We start from the raw sequence: 23,062 nt of genomic DNA, 5'->3' as shown, positions 1-23,062 counted from the left end.
AGCCCGACCGATGACAAAGCTGTTGCTGTCGCTGCACGTCCTGGCCGCCATCGTCGCCATCGGCCCCGTCACGGTGGCCGCCAGCATGTTCCCGCCCGCGGTCCGCCGGGCGGCGCTGCCCGGAGGCGCCGGCGGCGGGGGCGCCAGCGATGGGGAGACCGGCGGCGGGGACACCGGCGGGGCGGGCGGCCTGGGCACCGCCCGGCTGCTGCACCGCATCTGCCGCGTCTACGCGGGGCTCGGGATCGCCGTTCCGCTCCTCGGCTTCGTCACCGCCCAGGCGATGGGCGTGCTCGGCGACCCCTGGCTCATCGTCTCCGTCGTGCTGACCGCCGTCGCGGCCGGCCTCCTCGTCGTCCTCGTCCTGCCCGGTCAGGAGGCCCTCCTGGAACGACTGGCCGGCGGGCGGGCCGTGGAGCGCGCCGGCACCGTCCGGCTCGCCATGTTCACCGGCCTGTTCAACCTGCTCTGGGCCACCGTCACCGTCCTGATGATCGTCCGCCCGGGCTCCACGACCGGAGCCTGAGCCGGGGCCACGTCCCCGTCAGGAGCGGTGGCGTGGTGCCCGGTCACCTCTCGTCCGGCAGCGCCGTCTTCGCGGGGCCGGCGCGGCGCCCGACTAGACTGCGCAGTCGCGCCTGGACCCCCAGGGGCGGACGACAGGAAAGGCACGTTGACGGATGTTCCAGGATTCGCCCATCTACGACCGACTCGTCGCCGAATGCGGTGATGTCCCCACGGTGGTGCGGCGGGAGGCGGAGCGGGTGAACAGGGAACTGGAGGCCGTCATGCGTCCGATGCTCGCTGCCGGCCGCGAACGTCCGCCGTCCCCGGGCAACGGCTGGCAGCGCACCGCCCTGCTGCCCGGCCCCGGCCCGAGCTGACCGGCGGACCGGGCGGCCGGTCCGCCGGTCAGCACACCGCCGCGTCGGCGCCGCCCGCGCTCTCCTCGCCGTCGGCCTCCGGCTCCCCGGCGCCGGGCCGGGCGAGCCACGCGGCGATGGTCCGGGCGATCGGCTGGCCGGTGTCCACCTCCACGAAGCCGAACTGCCCCGACTGGTTGCACTCCAGGAACCACCAGGTGCCGTCGCCGTCCTCGGCGAAGTCGAAGGCCCCGTAGGCCAGTTGGGCCTCCCGGACGTAGGCGAGGACGGCCGCCGCGACCCGCGGCGCCACCTCGGTGGGCCGCCACGGCTCGGCGGAGCCGTCGAAACGGACGTCCACCTCGGCCGAGTCCGCGGCGGCCGCCTTGCGGGCGGCCAGCAGCCGGTCGCCGACGACGGTCAGCCGGATGTCGGCGCGCTTGGCCACCCGGCGTTGCAGCAGCGTGGGGCCGAAGGCGACCGCGGAGAAGTCCGTCTCGGGGGAGACCCGGCTGGTCGGCACCGCCCGCGGCGGGTCCTGCGGATGCGCGCCCGAGACGGGCTTGACCACCAGGTCCGGATAGCGCTCGGCGAACTCGCGGGCCGCGCGCGGGAATGTCGTGATCAGCGTGGCCGGCACCGGCAGCCCGCACTGCTGGGCGAGCCGCAGCTGCCAGGGCTTGTGCCGGGCCCGGCGGGCCGCGTCCGGATGGTTCATCCACCTTGCCCCGCAGCCGCGCAGCATCCCGTACAGGGCCTGCTCGGACTCCTCGGTCAGCCACCGCGACGGCGTGGCCGCCCGGGCGGCCGGGACGCCCGGGCGGCGCACCCAGACGGAACGCAGCCCGCCGATGCTCACCAGCCGGCCCCCCGAGGACAGGTGCCCCCGGAAGGAGCCGTGGACGAACTCCCCGGACAGGGCGACGGAACAGGTCAGGTCGGCCGGGTCCAGGCGCACCACCGGCACGCCCGACTCGTTCAGGTGCACGACCACCATGTCCGCCGTGACGTCCTCTTCACAGGTCAGGATCAACACGGTCATCGAAGACGGTCCGTGTTCAGTCGTCGAAGTGGGTCTTCGAGCCCGCCGTGGAGGTAGTGGTCCCCAGCTCCCTCAGCAGCGCGTGGTCGCCGGCGGCCACGCGTCCGTCGCGGAGCACGTTCAACTGCAGTCCGGCGTCGTAGACGTACGGAGCGGCGAACTCCAACTCCCCTACGGGACGTGCGTAGTCGAGCGCGAACGGTTGCATCGTCTCTCCCTGGTCGGTGCTGCGCCGATCAAGCGATGGGCCGCCTGTGCCGTCGCCTGGTCCGCCGACTTCCTTCGGCTTCCAGAGACTTATACGAATCGAACGGGTGAATGGTTTCCTTACTCTGCGTAGTCGCGACGCGGTTTCGCCAGGGAACCGCGGGCGGAACGCAGAGCCAGGAGCAGTACGCCCACGTCGTCCAGGTACACCGGATCGGGCACCAGGTCGGCGGGCAGTATGAGATAAAGGACGGCGCCCCAGAAGATCCAGCGCGGTCCGGTCGGCAGTCCGGCCCGGCGCAGCTCCCGCCGGGTCCGTACCAGCCGCACCAGCACCGCCACGGCCAGGGCCAGCACGACCGCCGCGAGCGACGCCGCCACGATCAGTACCGACGTGGTCGTATCCACCCCCGCCCCCCTTCTTCCCGGTGCGCCGCGACGCACGCGTCTCCGACCGGATTCCCCCGTCCGGCGCGGATATGGCAGCCGGACGGGTGCTCCGCGTCACCCCTCATCCGCGCGGCTCACCCGAGTGGCGGGCCGGTGCGGGGGCGCCTAGTAATGGTCACCACACAAGTCGCGCGTCGCATGTCGGGGACGCAGGAAGCGGCCGCATTCCTTCAGACGGAGAAGACCATGACCACCGGCTCTTCAACACCCCGCCCGAACGAGTACGCCATAGCCACCTCCGTGGACCTGCCGTCCGCGGAGACCACCAGCGGCACCGGAACCCACCCGGTGAGCCCGCCGGACGCCGCGCCCGGTCAGCAGCAGCCCGACGGTCCGTACGCCGACGGCGCGTACGCCGGCCCCTCGTACGCCGATGACGCCCCGTACCTCGACGGCCCCCTCCCGGACGAGCCCCGCGCCGACGAGGAACCGGCGTCCGAGGAGCCCCGGGGGGCCGGGGGACCACGACAGCCCGGGGAGCCCACGGGGCCGGGGGAGCGCACGGGGTCCGGGGAGGCCGGGGAGGCCGGGGAGCCCATGGGGGCCGGAGAACCCGCTCGGCGACGCCACGACCCGGCGGCGTACGGCGACCCGGTCGGCGACCTGGTGCGGGCGGCCGTGGCCGACCGGCCGCTGGAGGAGGTCGTCTCGCTCATCACGATGCTGGAGCGGTCGCCGCAGTACGCCCAGGCCACCCTCGACGCTCTGCGCGCGGTCGGCGTCAGCCGGTCGGTGGAGGACGTCACCCGGCTGGTCGGCCTGCTGACCCGGCCGCCGCGCCACGCCGACAGCGCCGACGAGGCGATCCGCGCCGCGGCCGAGCACCGTCCGGTGGAGGAGGTGACCCGGCTGATGGCGCTGCTGCACCGCACCCCGCTGGAACCGCACTGCGGGAAGGAGGCGGTCCGGGCCGCGGCCACCGGCCGGCCCGTCGAGGAACTCGTCCACCTGATCGGCCGCCTCGCCGAAGAGCGCCCCGACCCGCTGGGACAGCCCGGCGAGCGGCCGCCGCGCGATCCCGACGACGAGGAGCCGGGCGGCTCCGGGACCCCCGGCGCCGGCTCCCGGCACGGCGGCCTGGGCGCCGCGCTCACCGGCGTCGGCCGCAGGGGCCGCGAACGCGCGTGGAGCGCACGCCGGATCCGCGCCGCCGGCACCCGCCGGGAGACGCCGGACGGCGCGGCCGAGCGCGCCGCGCGCCGGCCGGTGTCCGGGACCGCGTCGCTGACGAACTGGCTGGCCGTGGTGGTGCTCGCCGGCTGCGGGGTGGCGTACTTCCCCCTCCACACCGGCGGCGCCTCCGCCCGCGTCTACGCCGCCGCCTTCGCCCTGTCCGCGCTCTGCCTGCTGCTGGCCCTGGTGATGTCCGTGCGGCCCCTCGTGCCCGTGCTCGCCGCCGCGGTCGTGGGACCGGCGGCGCTGGCCGCCGTCCGGCTCTACGCCATGACGGCCGCGGAGACCCGCCTGGACCGGCTCATGGACCTGACCCTCGCCCCCGCCTGGCCGGCCGTCACGATCGCCGTGGCCGCGTCCCTGACGGCGCTGACCGCCCTGTGCATACGGGTCGCCTCCCTGCTGCCCGGCAGCCGCTGGGCCGCCGGCCCGGCGGCCGGGGCGCGCGGCGCGACGGACTGACCACCTTCCCGCCGCCCGCAACGGCACGGGCCCGGGCCGCCGACACGCGGCCCGGGCCCTTTCACGGGGACCGTCCGTCGGGCCCTGCCACCGGGCCCTTCCGCCGGGCCTTTCCACCGGGTCTTTCCAGCGGGCCCTTCCGCCGGGCGCGTCCGGCTCGCACGCCGCCCCTCGTCCGTCGTCCGCCGGACACGCCCGCCGGACCACGGGCGCTGTGTCCGGCCCCCGGTCAGCCGCGTCCGCCGGACCTCACCCGCCGAACGTGCCCGCCGGGGCCTCGTGGGCGAGCAGCCCGGTGAGTACCCGGTCCGGGGTCAGCGGGAGTTCGCGGAAGCGGACGCCCGTGGCGTGGTGGACGGCGTTGCCGATCGCCGCCGCCGTGCCGACGATGCCGATCTCCCCGATCCCCTTGCTCCCCATCGGGTTGAGATGGGCGTCCTCCTCGTCCACCCAGTGCGCCTCGATGTCCACGGCGTCGGCGTGGGCGGGCACGTGGTACGACGCCAGGTCGGACTCGGCGAAGTCACCGAACGCCGGGTCCATGTGGCTGTCCTCGGTCAGAGCCATGCCCAGCCCCATGGTCATGCCGCCGACGAACTGGGACCGCGCGGTACGGGCGTTCAGGATGCGCCCGGCGGCGTAGACGCCCAGCAGCCGCCGTGCCCGTACCTCACCGGTGACGGTGTCGACCGTGACCTCGGCGAAGTGCGCGCCGAAGGCGTGCCGGGAGAAGGCGCTCTCGGTCTCGGCCCGTCCGGTGGTGTCGGCGTGGGCGCCGATCCCCTCCGCGGGCACCGGGCCGGGCAGCTCGGCCAGCCGGTCCGCGAGCCGGACGCACGCGTCGTGCACGGCCCAGCCCCAGGAGGCGGTGCCGGAGGAGCCCCCGGCCAGCGAGGCCGCCGGCAGATCGCTGCTGCCCACCTCGATCCGGACCCGCTCCAGCGGCACCCCGAGGGCGTCGGCGGCGACCTGCGCGAGCACCGTCCGCGCGCCCGTGCCGATGTCGGTGGCGTTGATCCGGACCAGGAAGCCGCCGTCGGGCATCGCCCGCACCGCCGCGGTGGACGGCGCGACCAGCACCGGGTAGGTGGCCGCGGCCACGCCGGTGCCCACCAGCAGCGGACCCTCCGTGCGGGCCCCCGGGCGCGGGTCGCGCGCCGCCCACCCGAACCGGCGGGCGCCCTCCCGCAGACACTCGACCAGGTGCCGGCTGCTGAACGGCTTGCCGCTGTCGGGCTCCGACTCCGGCTCGTTGCGGATCCGCAGCTCCACCGGGTCCACACCCAGCTCGGCGGCGAGTTCGTCCATCGCCGACTCCAGCGCGTACATGCCGGGCGCCTCGCCCGGCGCGCGCATCCAGGAGGGCGTGGGCACGTCCAGCGGTACCACGCGGTGCGCGGTCCGGCTGTGCGGCGCCGCGTACATCACGCGGGCGGGTACGGCGGCCTGCTCCACGAACTCCTTGACGTGCGAGGTGTGGGTGGTCACCTCGTGCCCGAGGGAGGTGAGCCGGCCGTCCCGGCCGGCGCCGAGGCGCAGCCGGTGCAGGGTGGGCGCGCGGTGCCCGACCACGGCGGGCAGCAGACGGCGCGGGAACGCCACCGTGACCGTCCGGCCGGTGTGCCGGGCGGCCATCGCGGCGAGCACCACGTCCGGGCGGGGCGTGCCCTTGGACCCGAAACCGCCGCCGACGTGCTCGGCGACGACGGTGATCCCCTCCTCCGGCACCTCGAACATCTGGGCGAGCGTGGCGCGTACGAGGGTGGTGCCCTGGCTGGAGGTGTGCACGGTGAGCCGGTCGCCCTCCCAGCGCGCGGTGCTCGCGTGCGGCTCCATCGGGTGGTTGTGCAGCGGCGGCACCCGGTACTCGGTGTCGATCCGCACCTCGGCGGCGGCGAAGGCGGCCTCCGGTTCGCCGCGCTCCCGGACCGCCGGGTGGCCGCCGTTGGCCTCCTCGGGGACGTAGGCGCCGGGGTGCGACGCGGTGAGCGTGACGTCGTGCGGTTCCGTCTCGTAGGTGACGCGGACGGCGGCGGCGCCGGCCCGGGCGGCCTCCGGCGACCGGGCCACCACCAGCGCCACGGGCCGGCCCCGGTGCGGCACGCGCGGGCCCTGCAGCACGGCCAGCACCGGATCGTCCGGTTCGGCGAGCCGCGGCGCGTTCTCGTGGGTGAGCACCGCCAGTACGCCGGGCAGGGCGAGGGCGGGCACGGCATCGACGCCGGTCACCCGGCCCCGCGCCACGGCGGCCGGTACGGCCCGGGCGAAGGCGCGGCCGGGCCCGTCGAACTCGGCGGCGTAGCGGGCGGCGCCGGTGACCTTCGCCCGCCCTTCCCGGCGTTCGGCCCCCGTGCCCAGGACGGTCTCGGTGACGGTCATGGAACAACTCCTCGTGGATCGTGGACGCCGGTTCAGACGGGGGAGTGGGGCGCCAGCCGGCCCAGGACGTCGAGGGCGAGCCGACGGGCGAGGGGGACCTTGTAGCCGTTGTCCCGCAGCGGCTCGGCGGCGGCCAGCTCCAGGTCGACGGCGTGCTCGAACGCCGCCGCCGTGGGCGCAGCGCCCACCAGCGCGTCCTCGGCCCGCCGGGCCCGCCACGGCCGGTGCGCCAGCGCGCCGAAGGCGATACCGACCCGCTCGACCACACCGTTCTCGCAGTGCAGCACGGCGGCGACGGAGGCCAGCGCGAAGGCGTACGACGCCCGGTCCCGGGCCTTGCGGTAGAGCGACGGCAGCCCGCCCGTGGCCGCCGGCAGCACCACCGAGGTGATCAGCTCGCCCGGGTGGATCTCGGTGTCCTTCTCCGGGTGCGTCCCGGGCAGCCGGTGGAAGTCGGCGGCCGGGACGCTCCGGGCGCCCTCCGGGCCGCGCAGCTCCACCCGGGCGTCGAGGGCGGCCAGCGCCACCGCCATGTCGGAGGGGTGGGTGGCGACGCACTGCTCGGAGTGGCCGAGCACCGCGTGGTCCCGGTGCACGCCCTGGAGCGCGCCGCAGCCGGTGCCGGGCTCCCGCTTGTTGCACGGTTTGGTCACGTCCTGGAAGTAGGGGCAGCGGGTGCGCTGGAGCAGGTTGCCGCCGGTGGTGGCGGCGTTGCGCAACTGCCCGGAGGCACCCGCCAGCAGCGCCTGCGACAGCGCGGGCCAGCGGTCGCGGACCGCCGGGTGCGCCGCGAGGTCGCTGTTGCGGACCATCGCCCCGACGCGCAGACCCCCGTCGGGCAGCTCCTCCACGGTGTCCAGCGGGAGCCGGGTGACGTCGATGAGGGCGGCGGGCGCCTCGACGCCCAGCTTCATCAGGTCGACCAGGTTGGTGCCGCCGCCGAGATAGCGGGCGCCGGGCCGGGCGGCGAAGGCGTCGGTGGCCTCCTCGACGCTGGCGGCGCGGACGTAGGCGAAGGGCCGCACTCAGATCACGTCCTCGACGGCTTCGGCGATGCGCGGGTAGGCACCGCACCGGCACAGGTTGCCGCTCAGCCGCTCCCGGATCTCCGCCCGGCCCAGCGGCACGGGCTCGCCCGAGGGCGTCGCCGGGTCGGTGACGTGCGAGGGGTGGCCGGCGGCGGCCTCGGCGAGGGCGCCGAGCGCGGAACAGATCTGGCCCGGTGTGCAGTACCCGCACTGGAAGGCGTCCCGGTCCAGGAACGCGCGCTGCAACGGGTGGAGCCCCTCCCCGTCGCCGCCGAGCCCCTCGACGGTGGTGACCTCCGAGCCGTCCAGGGCCACGGCGAGCAGCAGGCAGCTGTTGACGCGCCGCCCGTCCACCAGGACCGTGCACGCCCCGCACTGGCCGTGGTCGCACCCCTTCTTGGCCCCCGTGAGGCCGAGGTCCTCGCGCAGCAGGTCCAGCAGGACCCGGCGGTGGTCGAGGGTAAGCGTGTGGGGTTTGCCGTTGACCCGGAGCGTGGTGTCCGAGTGCTCGACGGCGGTGACTGCGGTCGTGTGCGGGCTGTCCATGGCGTCGGTGACCTTCCGGGACGGGCCGGTACGGCTGTGCAGTCCGCGTATCCAGGTTGTCCCGGCTGACACGTCACACGGAGGTGCCGGAGCGCGCCGACGGCCGCGGCCTCCCGGTGCCCGGCCGGGCCGGACCGCTCAGCGCTCGTCGGACCGGGAACGACCGTCCGCGTCCGTCTTTCCGTCCACCGTCTTCGTCCCCTCCCCGTCCGTCTTCCCGTCCCCGTCCGGCGTGCCGCCCGCCGGCGCGGGTGCGGCGGAGCGTGCCGCCGACGCCGCCTTCAGGCGTTCCAGCCCACGGGTCAGCGCGCGCAGCGGGGACGCGGGACGGGACTCGGACGGCTGAGGGCGGACGGCCGGGGGCGTCCCGGTGGACTCGCGCAGGGCGGCGAGCGCCTCGCCCGCGCTCTCGGCCGCCTCCCGGTACAGGTCCCGGGACCGCGTCATCGCCTCCAGCGCCTCGGCGTACATGGCCACCAGGCGGCGTTCCCGCTCCAGTTCCTCCCGCAGCGTCAGCAGCTGCCAGTCCTCCCGCAGCGCGGTGAGCGCCGCCTCGCCCCCGTCGGGCAGCGGCCTGGCCAGCGCGGCGAACCGCCGGACCGTCGCGATCAGCTCGGCGGGCTCGGAACCGTCGAGGAAGACGGTGCGCACGGAGAGGTCGCCGGGCTCGGGCGGGGCCGGGGTGCCGGGCAGCACCACCGCGCCGCCGCGCGGCACCTGGACGCCGAACTCCTCCAGGGCCCAGTTCACCACCCGCAGCTGCTGCGGCGCGGCGCGGTGCTCGATCACGCGGTGGCGCAGGCTCGGCGGCAGCCACCGCACCAGCGGTACCCGGCCGCGGTGGTCGGGGGTCATCGCCTCGTGGACGACGACGTGGATCATCCAGGCGTCGCGCCCGGCGTCCCGCAGCAGCCGGCGTACGGCCTTGTCGTCCTCCGGCAGCGTGTTCAGGCCCCGCAGCCGCAGTCCGGTGGCGGCGTCGCGGTCCCAGGTGACGTCCGGGTCGTCCGGCCAGAACATCCCGGCGGGGGAGGGCCACCCCTGGTCCCAGTGCTCCTCGGCCTCCGCGAGCAGCGTCCACTCCTGGGAGCCGGCCGACGCGGCCCCCAGGGTCAGCCGGGCCCGGACGGTGACGTCCCCGGCCACCCGCCAGCGCGCCTCGAAGATGCGGTCGTCACCGTCCCCGTCGTCCTGCGGCAGTTCGTGGAAGTCGTCGATGACGCCGTCGTCCTTGTGCTGCCGCAGGGTGCGCAGCAGGACGTCCCGGGCGGCGGTTCCGACGTGGCGGCCGCGCGCCGGCCACACGGTCGGCGGGGTCGTGGGGCGATCGGTCGAAGAGGTCGGCATGAGTCCATCTGAAGGGCGGGGGCACGTGCGCAGGCCCAGTATCGTCGCCGCGGGCCGCCGTGGATCACCCGGGGTACGCCGACGCGCCGGGCGTGCGGCCGGCCGGGGGTGCGGCCGGGCGAGGTGGCGTGGAACCCGGGCGGCGGTGGGCACAAGCACAGCGGACGACCGTACGGCACCCGAAGGAGCGACCTGATGAAACTCGACCTCGGCGGACGGACCGCGCTGGTGACCGGATCCTCCCAGGGCATCGGCGCGGCGATCGCCGCGGGGCTGGCCCGCGCCGGCGCCCGGGTGGGCGTCAACGGGCGCGACGCCGGACGCCTGGACAAGAGCGTCGCCGCGCTGCGGGAGCAGGTGCCGGACGGCGAGTTCGTGCCGGTGGCGGCCGACCTGGGCACCGAGGAGGGCGCGGACCGGGCGGTCGAGGCGCTGCCCGACGTCGACATCCTCGTCAACAACCTCGGCGTTTTCGGCGCCGCGCCCGCGCTGGAGATCAGCGACGACGAGTGGCGCCGCTACTTCGAGATCAACGTCCTCGCGGGCGTCCGGCTCACCCGCGCCTGCCTCCCCGGGATGCGGGACCGGGGCTGGGGACGGGTGCTGTACATCGCGAGCGACTCGTCCGTCGTCATCCCGGCGGAGATGATCCACTACGGCATGTCCAAGACGGCGCTGCTCGCGGTCTCCCGCGGCTTCGCCAAGGAGGCCGCCGGCAGCGGTGTCACGGTGAACTCGGTGATCGCCGGGCCCACCCGCACCGAGGGCGTCGAGGACTTCGTGTACCAGCTGGTCGACCGCGACGTGCCCTGGGACGAGGCCCAGCGCGTCTTCATGCGCGAGCACCGCCCGCAGTCGCTGATCCAGCGGCTGATCGAGCCGGAGGAGATCGCCAACCTGGTGGTGTACCTCAGCTCGCCGCAGGCGTCCGCCACGACCGGCGCGGCGGTCCGCGTCGACGGCGGGTACGTCGACTCCATCCTGCCGTGACGGCCTGACAGCCGGGGTCCGCTACTCGCGGTCCGTGCCGCCGCCGCGGTTCGGGCGGTCCGGGTGCGGCTCCCGGCCGCCGACGATGTCGGTGACGCCGGCCTCGTCGGCGGTGTCGGCGTGCGGCCGGGGGGTGCTCCGGCCGCCGCCGGGCTGGCCGCCGCCGGTGGTGCCGTAGCCGCCCGGCACGCCGGGGACGCTGTCCGCGTCGGCCTCCTCACGGCTGATGTGCCGGGTGGCCCGCACATGGGGGCGCCGCTCGGGGGCGGGCCGGCTGAACGGGCGGGACGCGGCGCGCCGCTTCTCCGACTCCGGGGAGACGGCCTCGTCCCGGTGCTCGGGTTCGGGGGTTCTGCGCTGATCGGTCATGCCGTCCGCGTACCCGCCCGGCTCCGGGCCATGAGCGGGTTCACTCCCGCGGATCCGCGCGCCGCCGGTCCGCCTCGTCCCAGGCCCGGGTGTCGCGCGGCTCGACGTACGGCTCCCGGTCGGCGGGGTGGCCGCCGTCGATGACGCGCTGCCGGGCCAGCTCGGCGTCGAACTCCAGGCCCAGCAGGATGGCCAGGTTGGTCACCCACAGCCAGACCAGGAAGATGATCACGCCGGCCAGGGTTCCGTAGGTCTTGTTGTACGAGCCGAAGTTCGCCACGTAGAACGCGAACCCGGCGGAGGCGACCAGCCAGATCAGCAGGGCCACCAGACTGCCCGGCGTGATCCAGCGGAAGCCGCGCACCCGGGCGTTGGGGGTGGCCCAGTACAGGATCGCGATCATGATGACCACCAGCAGGACCAGGACCGGCCACTTGGCGATCGACCAGACCGTCACCGCGGTGTCGCCCATGCCCAGCGCGGTGCCCGCCTGCTCGGCCAGCGAGCCGGTGAACACCACGATCAGCGCACTGGCCACGGCCAGCACCAGCAGCACCACAGTCAGGATCACCCGCAGCGGCAGCACCTTCCACACCGGGCGCCCCTCGGGGACGTCGTAGACGGCGTTGGCCGAGCGGATGAAGGCGGCTACATAGCCGGACGCCGACCAGACGGCGCCGGCCAGACCGACCACCGCCAGTACCGAGCCGAGCCCGGCCTGGCCCTGCAACTGCCGGATCGCGTCGGACAGCATGTCCCGCGCCGGTCCCGGGGCGAGCTTCTGCACGTTGTCCAGGACCTCCTGGGTGGCCGACCGCCCGGCGATGCCGAGCAGGGAGACCAGCACCAGCAGGGCCGGGAAGAGGGACAGGATCCCGTAGTAGGTGAGGGCGGCGGCGCGGTCGGTGAGTTCGTCGTCCTTGAACTCCTTCACCACCCGCCGCAGCAGCGCCGACCAGGAGCGCTTCGGCAGCTCGGTGGGGGAGTCCGGCGCGGCGCGCTCGGTGGCGGTGTCCGGGCCGAAGTCCTCGCCGGCGTCCCGTGCGGCGGGGGCACCGTCCTGACCTGATGTGTGTTTCCCGCGGTGGGGCATGTGGAGTCGGGCCATGGAGCCCGAGTAGCCCGTCCGGCACCGGACACGCATCCGGGTCCGCCATCGGGGTCCGCCATCGGGGTCCGCCATCGGGGTCCGCGCCTGGGCGGGCCGCGAACGGGCGTGGAGACCCGCAGTATGACGTACCGGACGCACGTTCCTCTGGAAAATGCCAAAGCCTCCACCCGGCGCGCGCACTTTCCGTAGTGTCCCCGTCACGTTGACGGTGCTGCCGTGCGGGAGGGGTTTCGGCGTGCCCGGAATAGACGAGAGCCTGCTGGAGGCGATGCGCCTGCCCGGCGCGCGCGGGGCGTGGCTGGTCGACTGGATCAGCGGACTGGCCCTGGGCGCGGTGGGCGAGGCGCCGGGCGGCGACGCGGAGGCGACGGCCGCGGTGACCGCGGAGCTGGCCCGGCACGCCGCTGAGAGCGGTGCGCTGGCGCCGGGCGGCCCGCACGGCGCGGACGCCGGGACCTCACCCGTCGAGGACATGATCGTCACGACCGGGGACGCGTACCACCTGATCCGGTTCGTCAGCACCCCCTTCGACAGCACCGTGTTCCTGCACCTGTGGCTGGACCGCAACGACGGCAACCTGGCCCTGGCCCGCATCCGGCTGGGCGAGATGGCGGGGCGGCTGGTGCTCGGATGACGACGACCTGGACCGCGCACGACACCACCTCGGCCGCGCTGGGCGCGCTGGCCGCCGAGGGAGCCACCGGTGCCCTGACCGGGGAGCGGGGCGTCTTCTACCTCACGGCGGGCCGGGTGGCGCACGTCGAGTCCGCGCACACCCCCGACCTCGGCGTCCTGCTGGTCCGCGGCGGGGCCCTCACCGAGGACGGCTGGTGGGAGGCGATCGACCGGGACGGCGCCCGGCACCGGGTGGGCCGCCGGCTGGTGGACGACGGGCGGCTCGCCGCCGGCGCGCTGGAGCTGTGCCACCTGGGCGCGCTGTTCGACGCGGCCTACTTCGCCCTCGCCCACGACGGGCGCGCGCACCGCTTCCGGCCGGGCGCCGGGCACTGGCTCGGCGTGGTCCGCCCGGTCCCGGTGGACACCGTGGTCCGCGAGTCCCGGCGCCGCCGGGACCTGCTGCACGCCATATGGCCCGACCCCCTCGTCGACGTCGCCCCGCTCGCGCGCGCGGCCGGCGCGGAGCCCGCCGGTCTGCCGCCCCGGCGCGGACGGGTCCTCGCCCTGGTCGACGGCGTCCGCACCGCCGCCGCCATCGCGGAGACCCTCGCCTGCCGTACGTACCACACCCTCGTCGAACTGCGCCGCCTGGCCGCCGACGGGCTCGTCACCACCGCCCCGCGCGTCCCCGCGCAGGACACCCGGGCCGCCCCCGATCCGTACGGGGCCGCCTGGGACGACCCCGACGCCGCCCTGCTGCGACGGCTCCGAGACGCCTTGGAGGCCCTGTGATCCGCGCGCGTCGCCAGCGTGCCGAAAGGAGACTGCTCATGGCCGTCGAGAGCGACGTCCTGGCCGAACTGCACCGCCTGCGCCACCACGTGCCCCAGCTCACCGGCTCCCTCGCGGCCACCGTCGACGGACTGGTCCTCGCCCACGACGCGCCGGGCACCGAACCGGAGGGCCTCGCCGCGCTCACCGCCGCGGCCCTCGGCGTCGCCCACCGCACGGCGGACGCCACCGGCCGCGGCGACTTCCGCGAACTGCTGCTGCGTGGCGCCGAGGGCTACGTCGCCACCTACGCGGCCGGTCCGGCCGCCGTCCTCACCCTGCTCGCCGAGGGCCGCGTCAACGTGGGCCGGCTGCACCTGGAGGGCCGGCGCAGCGGCGCGCGGATCGGCGAACTGGTCGCCGGCCACACCCGTACCGCCCGAACCGCCCATGCCGACGAGGACCGGTCCGGCTCCGGCGGACCCGCCGTGACCCCCGCCGACCTCGCCCGTCCCATCGGCACCCTGCCGGTGCGCACCCCGCAGCGGCCCACCCATCCGCCCCGTCCCCAGGCCGGCGGTCAGCGCCGGCCGACCTGAACCGACCCGAACGGTCACATCCGGAAGGAAATCGACTCATGGCCAACCTGGAAACCTCGCTCAAGGAATGCCTCAGCGTCATCGACGGGGCCTCGGCCGCCGCGCTCGTCGACTACACGAGCGGCATGGCGCTCGGCACCCTGGGCGGCACCAAGGACTTCAACCTGGAGGTCGCCGCCGCCGGCAACACCGACGTCGTGCGGGCGAAGCTGCGCACGATGGAACTCCTCGGCCTGAAGGAGGAGATCGAGGACATCCTGATCACGCTCAGCAGCCAGTACCACCTGATCCGCCTGATCAAGGGGCGCGGTGGCAACGGCCTCTTCCTCTACCTGGTGCTCGACGCGAGCCGGGCGAACCTGGCGATGGCCCGCCACCAGTTGCGCCGCATCGAGACCGAACTGGAGGTCTGAACCGGCTCGGGCCGGCGACCACGCGGTCGCCGGCCCGTCGGCGCGAAGCGCCGGAAACAGGGCGCCGCCCCGGGTTCCCCCTGCCCGGAGCGGCCGGCCCGCGACCAGCATGCCCGGGGCGGGCGCCCACTGCCTTGTCATCGCGCGCGGGACTCTTGTCGATCCGCGCGCCCCTCCCGGTACGCCGCGTTCCGGTAGTCCCGCGGCGGCATCCCGTAGGCGGCCCGGAACAGGCGGCTGAAGTGCGCCGGGTCGGTGAACCCCCAGCGGGCGGCGACCGCCCGCACCGGACGCGCGCCCAGGCGCGGGTCGGCCAGGTCGAGACGGCAGCGCTCCAGCCGGCGGGCCCGCACCCAGGCGGCCGGCGACTCCTCCGCCTCGGCGAACAACTGCTGGAGCGTGCGCAGGGAGATGTGGTGGGCGTCCGCGATCGTCCGGGGCGTCAGTTCCGGATCGGCGAGATGCCGCTCGACGAACTGGTTCACCCGCATCCGCAGGGCACGCCGCCGGGTCTCGGGGGTCAGCGTCCCCTGGGCCTCCGGTGACCGGGCGAGTGCGGACGCCAGGAGGTCCAGGGTGACCGAGGCGAGGGCGGGGGCGTCCGCCGGGGTGAACTCGGCGGCGCGCGCGGTGAGACCGGTGAGCCAGGAGACCAGCATGCCGCCCATGCCGTGACGTCCGTCGACCGGGACGGCGAGCAGGTCCCGCACCGTCCGCTCCGGCAGCGGCAGCAGCCCGCGGGGGAACTGCACGGTCAGGTGCGACCAACTGCCCGGATCGGCCCGGACATCGCCCCGATAGGGACTGCTGCTGTCCATCAGCACCAGGTCACCGGTGCGCAGCGCCGTCTCGCTCCGGCCCAGGCGGACGGTCCCGTGCCCGTCGATGAAACAGTTGACCTGGTACATCTCGGGATCGGACTGCCGTACGAGTCTCGCCGTCCGCGCGATGCCCAGGTGCGGGTAGGCCAGACCGGACACCTGTACGTCACCCAGGTCGAGGAGCAGCATCCGGGCGCGGAAGTCGTCCTGGTCGTCGCTGCGCATCAGGTTGCGCAGGTGCGACCGCGCCGTGGTCTCCTCCCACAGGGCGAACCGCTCAGGCGCCGCCACCGTCTCCGTGCTGAACTCCGTCACCAGCATGTGCCGCCCTCCCCCGCCACGCCCCGCGTTCCGCAGTCTCGCACGGGCCCCGGGGGCCATGTCCCGTCCAGGGCGGGGAAGCCGGTCCGGCATGAGACCGACGACAGCGGCCCGCGCGGCACTGGTCCTCGCGCTCGTCTCCGGCGCGGCGGGATGCGGGGGAGGAGGGGGCGGCGACGACCTGCCGGACGCGCGGGCCGCGCTCCGGGTGCCGGCCGGCGGCGACCTCGTCATCACCACGGACCACGGGGTGACCCTGCGGCCCGGCAGCGGCGGCGAGGTCGGCGTGGACGACCGGGCCGGCCACCGCTGGACCCGCCGGGACGACACCGGCGTGCTCGACCTGGACTGCGCGGAACGCGACGGACGGTGTCCCCGGATGCCACGGGTGGACGTACCCGACGGGGTCTCGGTCACCGTCCGCGCGCGCGACGCCGGCATCGACGCCGCCGGGATCGCCGGCGCCCTGGACCTGACGACCGTCAACGGCGACATCGCCGTCACCCGCTCCGGGGCGGACGACGGCCCCGTACGGCTGGTCACCCGCAACGGCTCGGTCCGCGCCGACGCGCTGCGCGCCGGGAAGCTCCGCGCCGGGACGGTGAACGGCGACGTGACCCTCGCCTGCGCGACGGCACCGGCAGGCGTCGGCGGGACCACGGTCAACGGCTCGGTCCGTCTCACCCTGCCGGCCGGCGCGCCCGCCTACCGCGTCAGGGCGGCCGCCGACAACGGCAGCACCTCGGTCGACCTGCCCACCACCCACGACACGGCCGGCCGCGCGATCCGGCTCACCACGGTCAACGGCGACGTCACCGCCGCGCGCGCCTGATCTTCGTACCCCCCGGCCACGGGCGACCGCCCCCCACCGCACGCGACCGGCCCCCGGAAGGCAGGCTTCCGGGGGCCGGTCGGTCCGGTCACGCGGGGCCGGGGCCCCGGTCGGGCGGTCGCTCAGGCACCGCTCCAGCGCAGCATGTCCTCGCGCTCGACGTACTTGACGCGCTCGCGGCCCTGCGGCTCGCCCAGCGCCTTCTCCGCCGCGTCCAGCCTGTACCAGCCCTCCCAGGTGGTGAACCGGACGCCCCGCTCCGCCAGGAAGGCGTCGACGGCCTCCGGGCCGGGCGCGGAGGGCGTGTGCAGCCGCTCGTTGGCGAAGTCGTCCAGCAGGCTGGCCACCGTCTCGTTGGCGTCGCCCTTGGTGTGGCCGATCAGACCGATCGGGCCGCGCCGGATCCAGCCGGTGACGTACGTCGACTTCAGGTGCTCGCCGGACTCCTCGATGACCCGCCCGGCCTCGTCCGGGACCGTGCCGGAGTCGATGTCCCAGGGCAGCTTGGGCAGCTTGTCCGACAGGTAGCCCACCGCGCGGTAGACGGCCTGGACGTCCCAGTCGGTGAACTTGCCGGTGCCCTTGACGTTGCCGGTGCCGTCCAGCTCGGTGCGCTCGGTGCGCAGGCCGACGACCTTCCCGTCCTCGCCGAGGATCTCGGCCGGCGACTCGAAGAAGTGCAGGAACAGCTTGTGCGGCCGGTCGCCGACGTCGCGGATCGCCCAGTTCTCCAGGGTCTTGGCGACCATGTCGGCCTGCTTGTTGCCGCGCCGGGTGGCGATCGAGCCGTCGTCGTAGTCGATGTCCTCGGGGTCGACGATGACCTCGATGTTGGGGGAGTGGTCCAGCTCCCGCAGCTCCATCGGGCTGAACTTCGCCTGCGCCGGGCCGCGGCGGCCGAAGACGTGGACCTCCAGCGCCTTGTTGGCCTTCAGGCCCTCGTAGACGTTCGGGGGTATCTCGGTGGGCAGCAGCTCGTCCGCGGTCTTGGCGAGGACGCGGGCGATGTCCAGGGCGACGTTGCCGACGCCGAGGACGGCGACCTTCTCGGCCTCCAGCGGCCAGGTGCGCGGGAAGTCCGGGTTGCCGTCGTACCAGGCGACGAATTCGGCGGCGCCGTAGGAACCGTCGAGGTCGACGCCGGGGATCGACAGGTCGCGGTCGGCCGTGGCGCCCGTGGCGAAGATCACACCGTCGTAGAAGGTGCGCAGATCGTCCAGGCTGATGTCGGTCGGGTAGTCCACGTTCCCGAAGAGGCGGATCTGCGGCTTGTCCAGCACCTGGTGCAGGGCCGTGATGATGCCCTTGATCCGCGGGTGGTCGGGAGCGACGCCGTAGCGGATGAGCCCGAACGGAGCGGGCATGCGCTCGAAGATGTCGATGGACACGCCGGGCTCGGCGGCCACTTCGGACTTGAGCAGGGCGTCGGCGGCGTAGATTCCGGCGGGACCGGATCCGACGATGGCTACCCGCAGAGGGCGGGGCATGTGCGGTTTCCCTTCGAGCGGTGACAGATCGACTCGACGGGAAGCCTAAGCTAAGGGGACCCTAAGTGGGTACGCGGGTCCGGTCTATGGGCCCATAAGGCCCGCTTATGAGTCCCTTACGGGTTGTTTGGACCGCCCGGGTTTCGGTGACCGGTGACGCAGACACCAAGGCGGAGACCGGACCGGTGGAGGGAGTCCCCGTGAACGATCCGAACCGCTGGCGGGCGTTGTGGGCCACCCTGGCCGCCGGGTTCATGACCCTGCTGGACGTCACGATCGTCGCCGTGGCCCTGCCGTCCATGCAGCGGGAGCTGGACGCCTCCGCCGCGTCCGTGCAGTGGGTCGTCTCCGGGTACGCGCTGGCGTTCGCCCTGACCCTGGTGACCGCCGGGCGGCTGGGCGACGCCTTCGGCAGGCGGCGGGTCTTCCTGATCGCCCTGGCCGCCTTCGTGGTGTGCAGCGCGGCGGCGGGCGCGGCGCCCACGGTCGCGCTCCTCGTCGTCGCCCGGCTCGCCCAAGGCGTGGCCGCGGGCACCCTGTCCCCGCAGAACACCGCCCTCATCCAGCAGCTGTTCCAGGGCGCCGAGCGCGGCCGGGCCTTCGGGCTCTTCGGCGCCACCGTCGGCGTCTCCAGCGCCGTCGGGCCGGTGGTGGGCGGACTGATCCTCGCCCTCGCCGACGGCCCCGACGGCTGGCGCTGGATCTTCTACGTCAATGTGCCGGTCGGGCTGGTCGCCCTGGTGCTCGGCTGGCGGCTGCTGCCCCGGGTGGCCCCCGGACGCCGGGGCCGCCTCGACCCGGCGGGGGTGGCGCTGCTGGGCACCGGCATCCTCGCGGTGATGCTGCCGCTGGTGCTGGCCGAGGCCGGCGGGCTGGCCAGCCTGTGGTGGCTGTTCCCGGTGGGGCTGCTGATCCTCGTGGGCTTTGTCGGGTGGGAACGCCGGGTCGCGGCCCGGGACGGCGACCCGCTGCTCGACCCCCGGCTGTTCACGGCGACCCGCGGCTACGCCACCGGTGCGAGCCTGGCCACCTTGTACTTCGTCGGCTTCAGCGGCGTCTGGCTGGTCTTCGCGCTGTTCTTCCAGAACGGGCTGGGCTACTCACCGCTCGGCTCGGGGCTGGCGGTGACCCCGTTCGCCGCGGGCTCCGCCGGTGCCGCCGCGGTGGCGGGGCGCCTGGTGGGCAGGTTCGGGCGGCTGCTGACCGTCTGCGGACTGGTCGCCGTCATGGCCGGGCTGGGCGGTACGGCACTGGTGCTGTGGCTGGCGCCCGCGGACTCCGCCGCCTTCGCCGCCGCCCCGCTGCTGTTCCTCGGGGGCCTGGGCAGCGGCTGCGTCATCTCCCCGAACGTCACCATGACGCTGCGCGACGTCCCGGTCCGCATGGCCGGCGCCGCCGGCGGTGCCATGCAGACGGGGCAGCGGCTCGGCGGGGCCGTGGGCACGGCCGCGCTGCCCGGTCTGTTCTACCTGGTGCTGACCGGCACCCACGACAACTACCGCGACGCCGTGGCGGTCTCCGTCGGCAGCGGCGTCGCCTTCATGCTGTGCGCGCTGGCCGTCGCCGTCGCGGACTGGCGGCGGGACCGCGCCGGCCGGGACCGGCGCGGCCCGGCGGAGACGGCCCACGGCCACACCCACGCGACCCGGAGCTGATCCGGCCGGTCCGGTCGGCCGGATCAGCCGGGGCTCAATGGCGCTTCCCGAACCGGCGCAGCAGCCCCTGGGCCTGTGCCCGGCGGCGCGGGTCCGCGGCGGCCCGGCGCACTTGCTCCGCCGTCCGGCGCCCCTGCGGACTGCGCGCGTACCGCTTGATCCTCTCCAGCAGTGCGGCCATCACGTTCCTCCTGTGGTCTTTGCGCTGTGGTCTTCCCGGCGGGCGGGACGCCCGCGCAGAACCCGCCTACCCGCCCCGGCCCCGCTCTCACCCGGCGGCCCGCCGGGGTTTCCCGGCCGGGGAGCGGGAAACCCGGAGGGTTCCCGGACGATCCGCGAACGACGAGACCGCAGAGGTGAGAACGACCGTGGCAGGCACCGAGAAGTCCAAGGCCAGGACGGAACAGACCAAGGGCAAGGCCAAGGAGGCGGTGGGCCGCGCCGTCGGCAACGAGCGGCTGACGGCCGAGGGCCGCGCCGACCAGACGAAGGGCGACGCCCGCCAGGCCAAGGAGAAGGCGAAGGACGCCTTCCGGCACTGACCCGCCGCGCGCCCCGTGCTCCGCACGGGTGCGCCTCGCCGACGGCGGCCGAGCCCCGGCGCCCGCACGGGCGCCGGGGCTTTCCGTGAGGTCACGGCACAGCGGTCACGGCACAGCGGTTACGGCACAGCGGTTACGGCACAGCGGTTACGGCACAGCGGTCACGGCACCGGCTGTTCCGCCCAGATGACCTTGCCCGAGGGGGTGTAGCGGGTGCCCCAGCGTTCGGCGAGCTGGGCGACGAGGAACAGGCCGCGTCCGCCCTCGTCGGTCATGGCCGCGTACCGCAGGTGCGGTGCGGTGCTGGTGCTGTCGGCCACCTCGCAGATCAGGCTGCGGTCGTACAGCACCCGGACCCGGATCGGCTCCGCCCCGTGCCGGATCGCGTTGGTCACCAGTTCGCTGAGGATCAGTTCGGTGGTGAACGCCAGCTCCTCCAGCCCCCACGCGGACAGCCGCCGCGTCACCTGGCCCCGTATCCCGGCGACGGCGGCCGGGTCGGCGGGCACCGGCCACTCGGCGACCCGGTCCGCGCCGAGCGCCCGGGTACGGGCGACGAGCAGGGCGATGTCGTCGCCCGGCCGGTCCGTCAGCCGGGCGTCGAGCACGGCCCGGCAGGTCTCCTCGGGCGAGGGCCCGGCCGCCGCCAGGGCGCCCCGCAGCTCGTCCAGCCCCACGTCGATGTCCTGCTCCCGGTCCTCGATCAGCCCGTCGGTGTAGAGCACCAGCCGGCTGCCCTCGGCCGGCCGCAGCTCAGTCGCCTCGAAGGGCAGCCCGCCCAGCCCGAGCGGCGGACCCGCCGGTACGTCCACGAACTCGACCCGGCCGTCGGGGTGGACCAGGGCCGGCGGCGGATGGCCGGCCCGGGCGACCGTACAGCCGCGCGAGACCGGGTCGTAGATCGCGTACAGGCAAGTCGCGCCGGTGACCGGGGCGCTGTCTCCGGCCGCTTCCTCGTCCTGGTCGATACGGGCGACCAGCTCGTCCAGCAGGGCGAGCAGTTCGTCGGGCGCCAGGTCCAGCGCGGAGAAGTTGTGCACCGCCGTCCGCAGCCGCCCCATCGTCGCCGCGGCGTGCAGCCCGTGGCCGACGACGTCCCCCACCACGAGCGCGACCCGCGCTCCGGACAGCGGCAGTACGTCGAACCAGTCACCGCCCACCCCGGCCCGCGCGGGCAGGTACCGGTAGGCGATCTCCAGGGCGTTCTGCTCGGGCAGCGTGCGGGGCAGCAGGCTGCGCTGCAAGGTCACCGCCAGGCCGTGCTCGCGGGTGTAGCGGCGGGCGTTGTCGATGGAGACCGCGGCCCGCGCCACCAGCTCCTCGGCGAGCGCGAGGTCGTCCGCGTCGAACGGCTCCGGCCTCCCGGCCCGCCAGAAGGTGACCACCCCGAGCGTCAGGGCGCCCGTCCGCAGCGGCACGGCGACCAGCGAGTGGACGCCGTGCTCCAGCAGCCGCGCCGCGCGCTCCCGGTCCTGCGCCTGCCAGCCGCGGGCCCGGTTCAGGTCCGGTTCGAGGACGGCGCGGCCGGTGCGCAGGGCGGCCGCCTGCGGTGTGGAGCCGACGAAGTCGATCTGCCGGCCCGGCGCGAAGAGCGCGGTGTCCGTCGCGAGCCCGCCGACCGCGGTCCGCCGCAGCGGGCGCCCGGGCTCCGGCGGACCCCCGGTGAGCACGGCGTCGGACAGGTCCACGGTGGCGAAGTCCGCGAACCGCGGCACCGTCAGCCGGGCCAGCTCCTCGGCGGTGCGGGTGACGTCCAGGCTGGTGCCGATGCCCACGCCGGCGTCGTAGAGCAGGTCCAGGCGTTCCCGGGTGGTCTCGGCCCGGCCGGACAGGGCGCGCAGCTCGGTGGAGTCGCGCAGCGTGGCGACGCTGCCGGGCGGCCCGCCGCGGATGTCCGTGGGGCGCTGGTTGACCGCCAGCAGCAGTTCCCCGACCCGGTGCACCTCGTCCGTGGCGACCCGTCCGGAGGCCAGCAGCCGCGCGGTGCCGGGGTCGAGGCCGAGGTCGCGCACCCGGCGTCCCTCGGCGTCGGCGGGCAGGTCGAGCAGGCGGTGCGCCTCGTCGTTGGCGAGCAGCAGCGTGCCCTCGCCGCCGACGATCAGCACCCCTTCCCGGACGGAGTGCAGCACCGCGTCGTGGTGTTCGTACATCCGGGCCAGCTCGTCCGGTCCCAGGCCGTGGGTCTGGCGCAGCAGCCGTCTGCTGACCAGCGCCGTGCCGGCCGTGGCCAGCACCAGCGCCGCCGCGGCGGTGCCCAGCAGCAGCGGCAGCTGGCGGTGGACGGCGCCGCCCAGGCGGTCGGTGGTGATGCCGGCCGACACCAGGCCCACGACGGTGCCGTCGGACGTCTCCACGGGGACCACGGCCTGGGTCAGCGGGCCGAGGGTGCCCTCGATCTCCTCGGTCACGGTGCGTCCGGCCAGGGCGGGGCCGATGGTGCCGACGAACTCGCGGCCGATGCGGTCCCGTTCCGGATGGGTGTAGCGGACTCCGTCGGTGTTCATCACGACGACGAAGTCCATGTCCGCCGCCTTGCGGGCGGCCTCGGCCCTCGGCTGCAGCGCCGCCGTGGGGTCGGGGGCGCGCAGCGCCTGGACGATCCCGGGGGAGTTGGCGAAGGCCCCGGCCACGGCGACCGAGCGGTTGCGGGCTTCCGTGCTGTTGTCGTTGCGGGCCTGGAGCACCAGCGCGACCACCGCGGCCAGCACGAGCAGCAGCACCACGGCCACTTGCAGGAGGAACACCTGCCCGGCCAGGCTGCGCCGGGACAGTGCGGACCGCAGCCCCGGGGCCGGTGCGCGACGGAGCCGGCCGGGACTGCGGGTGGGCCGGGCTTCCGATCCGCCCGGGAGTCGGACCATATGTCCATGTCTACCCTGCGGGGCCGGATGGGGCGACAGACGTTCCCGGGGGCGGCCTGCCGACAGCGCCCGCCACGGCCGGTACGCGGTCGCCCGGCGGGCGGGCGCCGGTACGCCCGTCCGGGTGATGCGCCCGGGCGATGGCACCGTTCCGAATGTTTCGGACCCCGCATTC

General features: G+C 75.1%; 24 protein-coding genes. 11 read left to right on the top strand and 13 right to left on the bottom strand.

All coding sequences use genetic code 11. The features are described from left to right. Positions 1–10 precede the first annotated feature (10 nt). Both ACIQR3_RS06195 and ACIQR3_RS06190 read left to right on the top strand, forming a co-directional pair. Complete coding sequence (locus ACIQR3_RS06195) at positions 11–526, top strand: hypothetical protein (protein WP_403534826.1); 516 nt, start codon at positions 11–13, stop codon at positions 524–526. A gap of 154 nt (positions 527–680) precedes the next feature. After that, a complete protein-coding gene (locus ACIQR3_RS06190; protein ID WP_403534823.1) occupies positions 681–884 on the top strand; it encodes a hypothetical protein in 204 nt (67 codons plus the stop codon). Between the two features lie 28 nt (positions 885–912). On the opposite strand, the gene tgmB is transcribed toward ACIQR3_RS06190, so the two are convergent. The 3 genes from tgmB to ACIQR3_RS06175 form a co-directional block, all read right to left on the bottom strand. Continuing rightward, entirely contained in the window at positions 913–1,905 is a 993-nt protein-coding gene (tgmB, locus tag ACIQR3_RS06185; protein WP_403534820.1) for an ATP-grasp ribosomal peptide maturase, read from the bottom strand. Between the two features lie 16 nt (positions 1,906–1,921). Then, positions 1,922–2,113 carry a putative ATP-grasp-modified RiPP gene (gene tgmA / locus ACIQR3_RS06180; RefSeq protein ID WP_403534817.1) on the bottom strand — a complete coding sequence of 64 codons (192 nt, stop codon included), beginning with the start codon at positions 2,111–2,113 and terminating at the stop codon, positions 1,922–1,924. 119 nt (positions 2,114–2,232) lie between these two features. Further along, positions 2,233–2,520: a YkvA family protein gene (locus ACIQR3_RS06175; protein WP_403534814.1), complete on the bottom strand. Its 288-nt coding sequence runs from the start codon at positions 2,518–2,520 to the stop codon at positions 2,233–2,235. 228 nt (positions 2,521–2,748) lie between these two features. Between ACIQR3_RS06175 and ACIQR3_RS06170 the strand changes: the two genes are divergently transcribed. After that, on the top strand, positions 2,749–4,197 hold the full coding sequence (locus ACIQR3_RS06170) for a hypothetical protein (protein WP_403534812.1): 1,449 nt from the start codon (positions 2,749–2,751) through the stop codon (positions 4,195–4,197). Positions 4,198–4,446: 249 nt separating this feature from the next. On the opposite strand, the gene ACIQR3_RS06165 is transcribed toward ACIQR3_RS06170, so the two are convergent. The 4 genes from ACIQR3_RS06165 to ACIQR3_RS06150 form a co-directional block, all read right to left on the bottom strand. After that, positions 4,447–6,576: a xanthine dehydrogenase family protein molybdopterin-binding subunit gene (locus ACIQR3_RS06165; RefSeq protein ID WP_403534809.1), complete on the bottom strand. Its 2,130-nt coding sequence runs from the start codon at positions 6,574–6,576 to the stop codon at positions 4,447–4,449. Between the two features lie 32 nt (positions 6,577–6,608). After that, complete coding sequence (locus ACIQR3_RS06160; protein ID WP_403534806.1) at positions 6,609–7,601, bottom strand: FAD binding domain-containing protein; 993 nt, start codon at positions 7,599–7,601, stop codon at positions 6,609–6,611. After that, positions 7,602–8,150 carry a (2Fe-2S)-binding protein gene (locus ACIQR3_RS06155; RefSeq protein ID WP_403534804.1) on the bottom strand — a complete coding sequence of 183 codons (549 nt, stop codon included), beginning with the start codon at positions 8,148–8,150 and terminating at the stop codon, positions 7,602–7,604. Positions 8,151–8,288: 138 nt separating this feature from the next. After that, positions 8,289–9,497, bottom strand: coding sequence for a hypothetical protein (locus ACIQR3_RS06150; RefSeq protein WP_403534801.1), 1,209 nt, complete (start codon positions 9,495–9,497; stop codon positions 8,289–8,291). Between the two features lie 195 nt (positions 9,498–9,692). Between ACIQR3_RS06150 and ACIQR3_RS06145 the strand changes: the two genes are divergently transcribed. Then, entirely contained in the window at positions 9,693–10,487 is a 795-nt protein-coding gene (locus ACIQR3_RS06145; RefSeq protein ID WP_403534798.1) for an SDR family NAD(P)-dependent oxidoreductase, read from the top strand. A gap of 21 nt (positions 10,488–10,508) precedes the next feature. Here ACIQR3_RS06145 and ACIQR3_RS06140 read toward each other — a convergent pair whose 3' ends face one another. Both ACIQR3_RS06140 and ACIQR3_RS06135 read right to left on the bottom strand, forming a co-directional pair. Beyond that, positions 10,509–10,856, bottom strand: a complete 348-nt coding sequence (locus ACIQR3_RS06140; protein ID WP_403534795.1) for a hypothetical protein — start codon at positions 10,854–10,856, stop codon at positions 10,509–10,511. A 40-nt stretch (positions 10,857–10,896) separates the two neighbouring features. Then, the gene (locus ACIQR3_RS06135; RefSeq protein ID WP_403534792.1) at positions 10,897–11,964 is read right to left on the bottom strand and encodes a YihY/virulence factor BrkB family protein; all 1,068 of its coding nucleotides are present in this window, start codon (positions 11,962–11,964) and stop codon (positions 10,897–10,899) included. Positions 11,965–12,202: 238 nt separating this feature from the next. Between ACIQR3_RS06135 and ACIQR3_RS06130 the strand changes: the two genes are divergently transcribed. Genes ACIQR3_RS06130 through ACIQR3_RS06115 form a run of 4 tightly spaced genes read left to right on the top strand, consistent with a single transcriptional unit; the run spans position 12,203 to position 14,368 of the window. Beyond that, positions 12,203–12,601, top strand: coding sequence for a hypothetical protein (locus tag ACIQR3_RS06130; protein WP_403534789.1), 399 nt, complete (start codon positions 12,203–12,205; stop codon positions 12,599–12,601). Beyond that, entirely contained in the window at positions 12,598–13,377 is a 780-nt protein-coding gene (locus ACIQR3_RS06125; RefSeq protein ID WP_403534787.1) for a hypothetical protein, read from the top strand. Before ACIQR3_RS06130 ends, ACIQR3_RS06125 begins: the two co-directional genes overlap by 4 nt. A 38-nt stretch (positions 13,378–13,415) precedes the next feature. After that, the gene (locus ACIQR3_RS06120) at positions 13,416–13,955 is read left to right on the top strand and encodes a roadblock/LC7 domain-containing protein (RefSeq protein ID WP_403534784.1); all 540 of its coding nucleotides are present in this window, start codon (positions 13,416–13,418) and stop codon (positions 13,953–13,955) included. Positions 13,956–13,993: 38 nt separating this feature from the next. Further along, complete coding sequence (locus ACIQR3_RS06115) at positions 13,994–14,368, top strand: hypothetical protein (protein ID WP_215167012.1); 375 nt, start codon at positions 13,994–13,996, stop codon at positions 14,366–14,368. A 137-nt stretch (positions 14,369–14,505) separates the two neighbouring features. Here the strand turns inward: ACIQR3_RS06115 and ACIQR3_RS06110 are convergent, their stop codons facing one another. After that, positions 14,506–15,510: a helix-turn-helix domain-containing protein gene (locus ACIQR3_RS06110; RefSeq protein WP_403534781.1), complete on the bottom strand. Its 1,005-nt coding sequence runs from the start codon at positions 15,508–15,510 to the stop codon at positions 14,506–14,508. Between the two features lie 91 nt (positions 15,511–15,601). Here ACIQR3_RS06110 and ACIQR3_RS06105 point away from each other — a divergent pair, with 91 nt between their 5' ends. Beyond that, positions 15,602–16,342, top strand: coding sequence for a DUF4097 family beta strand repeat-containing protein (locus ACIQR3_RS06105; protein WP_403534779.1), 741 nt, complete (start codon positions 15,602–15,604; stop codon positions 16,340–16,342). 122 nt (positions 16,343–16,464) lie between these two features. On the opposite strand, the gene ACIQR3_RS06100 is transcribed toward ACIQR3_RS06105, so the two are convergent. Further along, positions 16,465–17,829 carry an FAD-dependent oxidoreductase gene (locus ACIQR3_RS06100; RefSeq protein WP_403534776.1) on the bottom strand — a complete coding sequence of 455 codons (1,365 nt, stop codon included), beginning with the start codon at positions 17,827–17,829 and terminating at the stop codon, positions 16,465–16,467. A gap of 107 nt (positions 17,830–17,936) precedes the next feature. On the opposite strand from ACIQR3_RS06100, the gene ACIQR3_RS06095 reads away from it, so the two are divergent. Further along, positions 17,937–19,484 carry an MFS transporter gene (locus ACIQR3_RS06095; RefSeq protein WP_403534773.1) on the top strand — a complete coding sequence of 516 codons (1,548 nt, stop codon included), beginning with the start codon at positions 17,937–17,939 and terminating at the stop codon, positions 19,482–19,484. Between the two features lie 34 nt (positions 19,485–19,518). Here the strand turns inward: ACIQR3_RS06095 and ACIQR3_RS06090 are convergent, their stop codons facing one another. Further along, positions 19,519–19,665, bottom strand: a complete 147-nt coding sequence (locus ACIQR3_RS06090) for a hypothetical protein (RefSeq protein WP_215167017.1) — start codon at positions 19,663–19,665, stop codon at positions 19,519–19,521. A 187-nt stretch (positions 19,666–19,852) separates the two neighbouring features. On the opposite strand from ACIQR3_RS06090, the gene ACIQR3_RS06085 reads away from it, so the two are divergent. Continuing rightward, a complete protein-coding gene (locus ACIQR3_RS06085) occupies positions 19,853–20,026 on the top strand; it encodes a CsbD family protein (RefSeq protein WP_403534770.1) in 174 nt (57 codons plus the stop codon). 161 nt (positions 20,027–20,187) lie between these two features. Here the strand turns inward: ACIQR3_RS06085 and ACIQR3_RS06080 are convergent, their stop codons facing one another. Further along, positions 20,188–22,887, bottom strand: coding sequence for a SpoIIE family protein phosphatase (locus tag ACIQR3_RS06080; protein WP_403534768.1), 2,700 nt, complete (start codon positions 22,885–22,887; stop codon positions 20,188–20,190). Between the last annotated feature and the right edge of the window lie 175 nt (positions 22,888–23,062).

The sequence above is a fragment of the Streptomyces sp. NPDC090994 genome, from assembly GCF_044768905.1.
In the GTDB taxonomy this organism is placed as follows: Bacteria; Actinomycetota; Actinomycetes; order Streptomycetales; family Streptomycetaceae; genus Streptomyces.
This window is presented reverse-complemented; position numbering and strand designations above follow the sequence as displayed.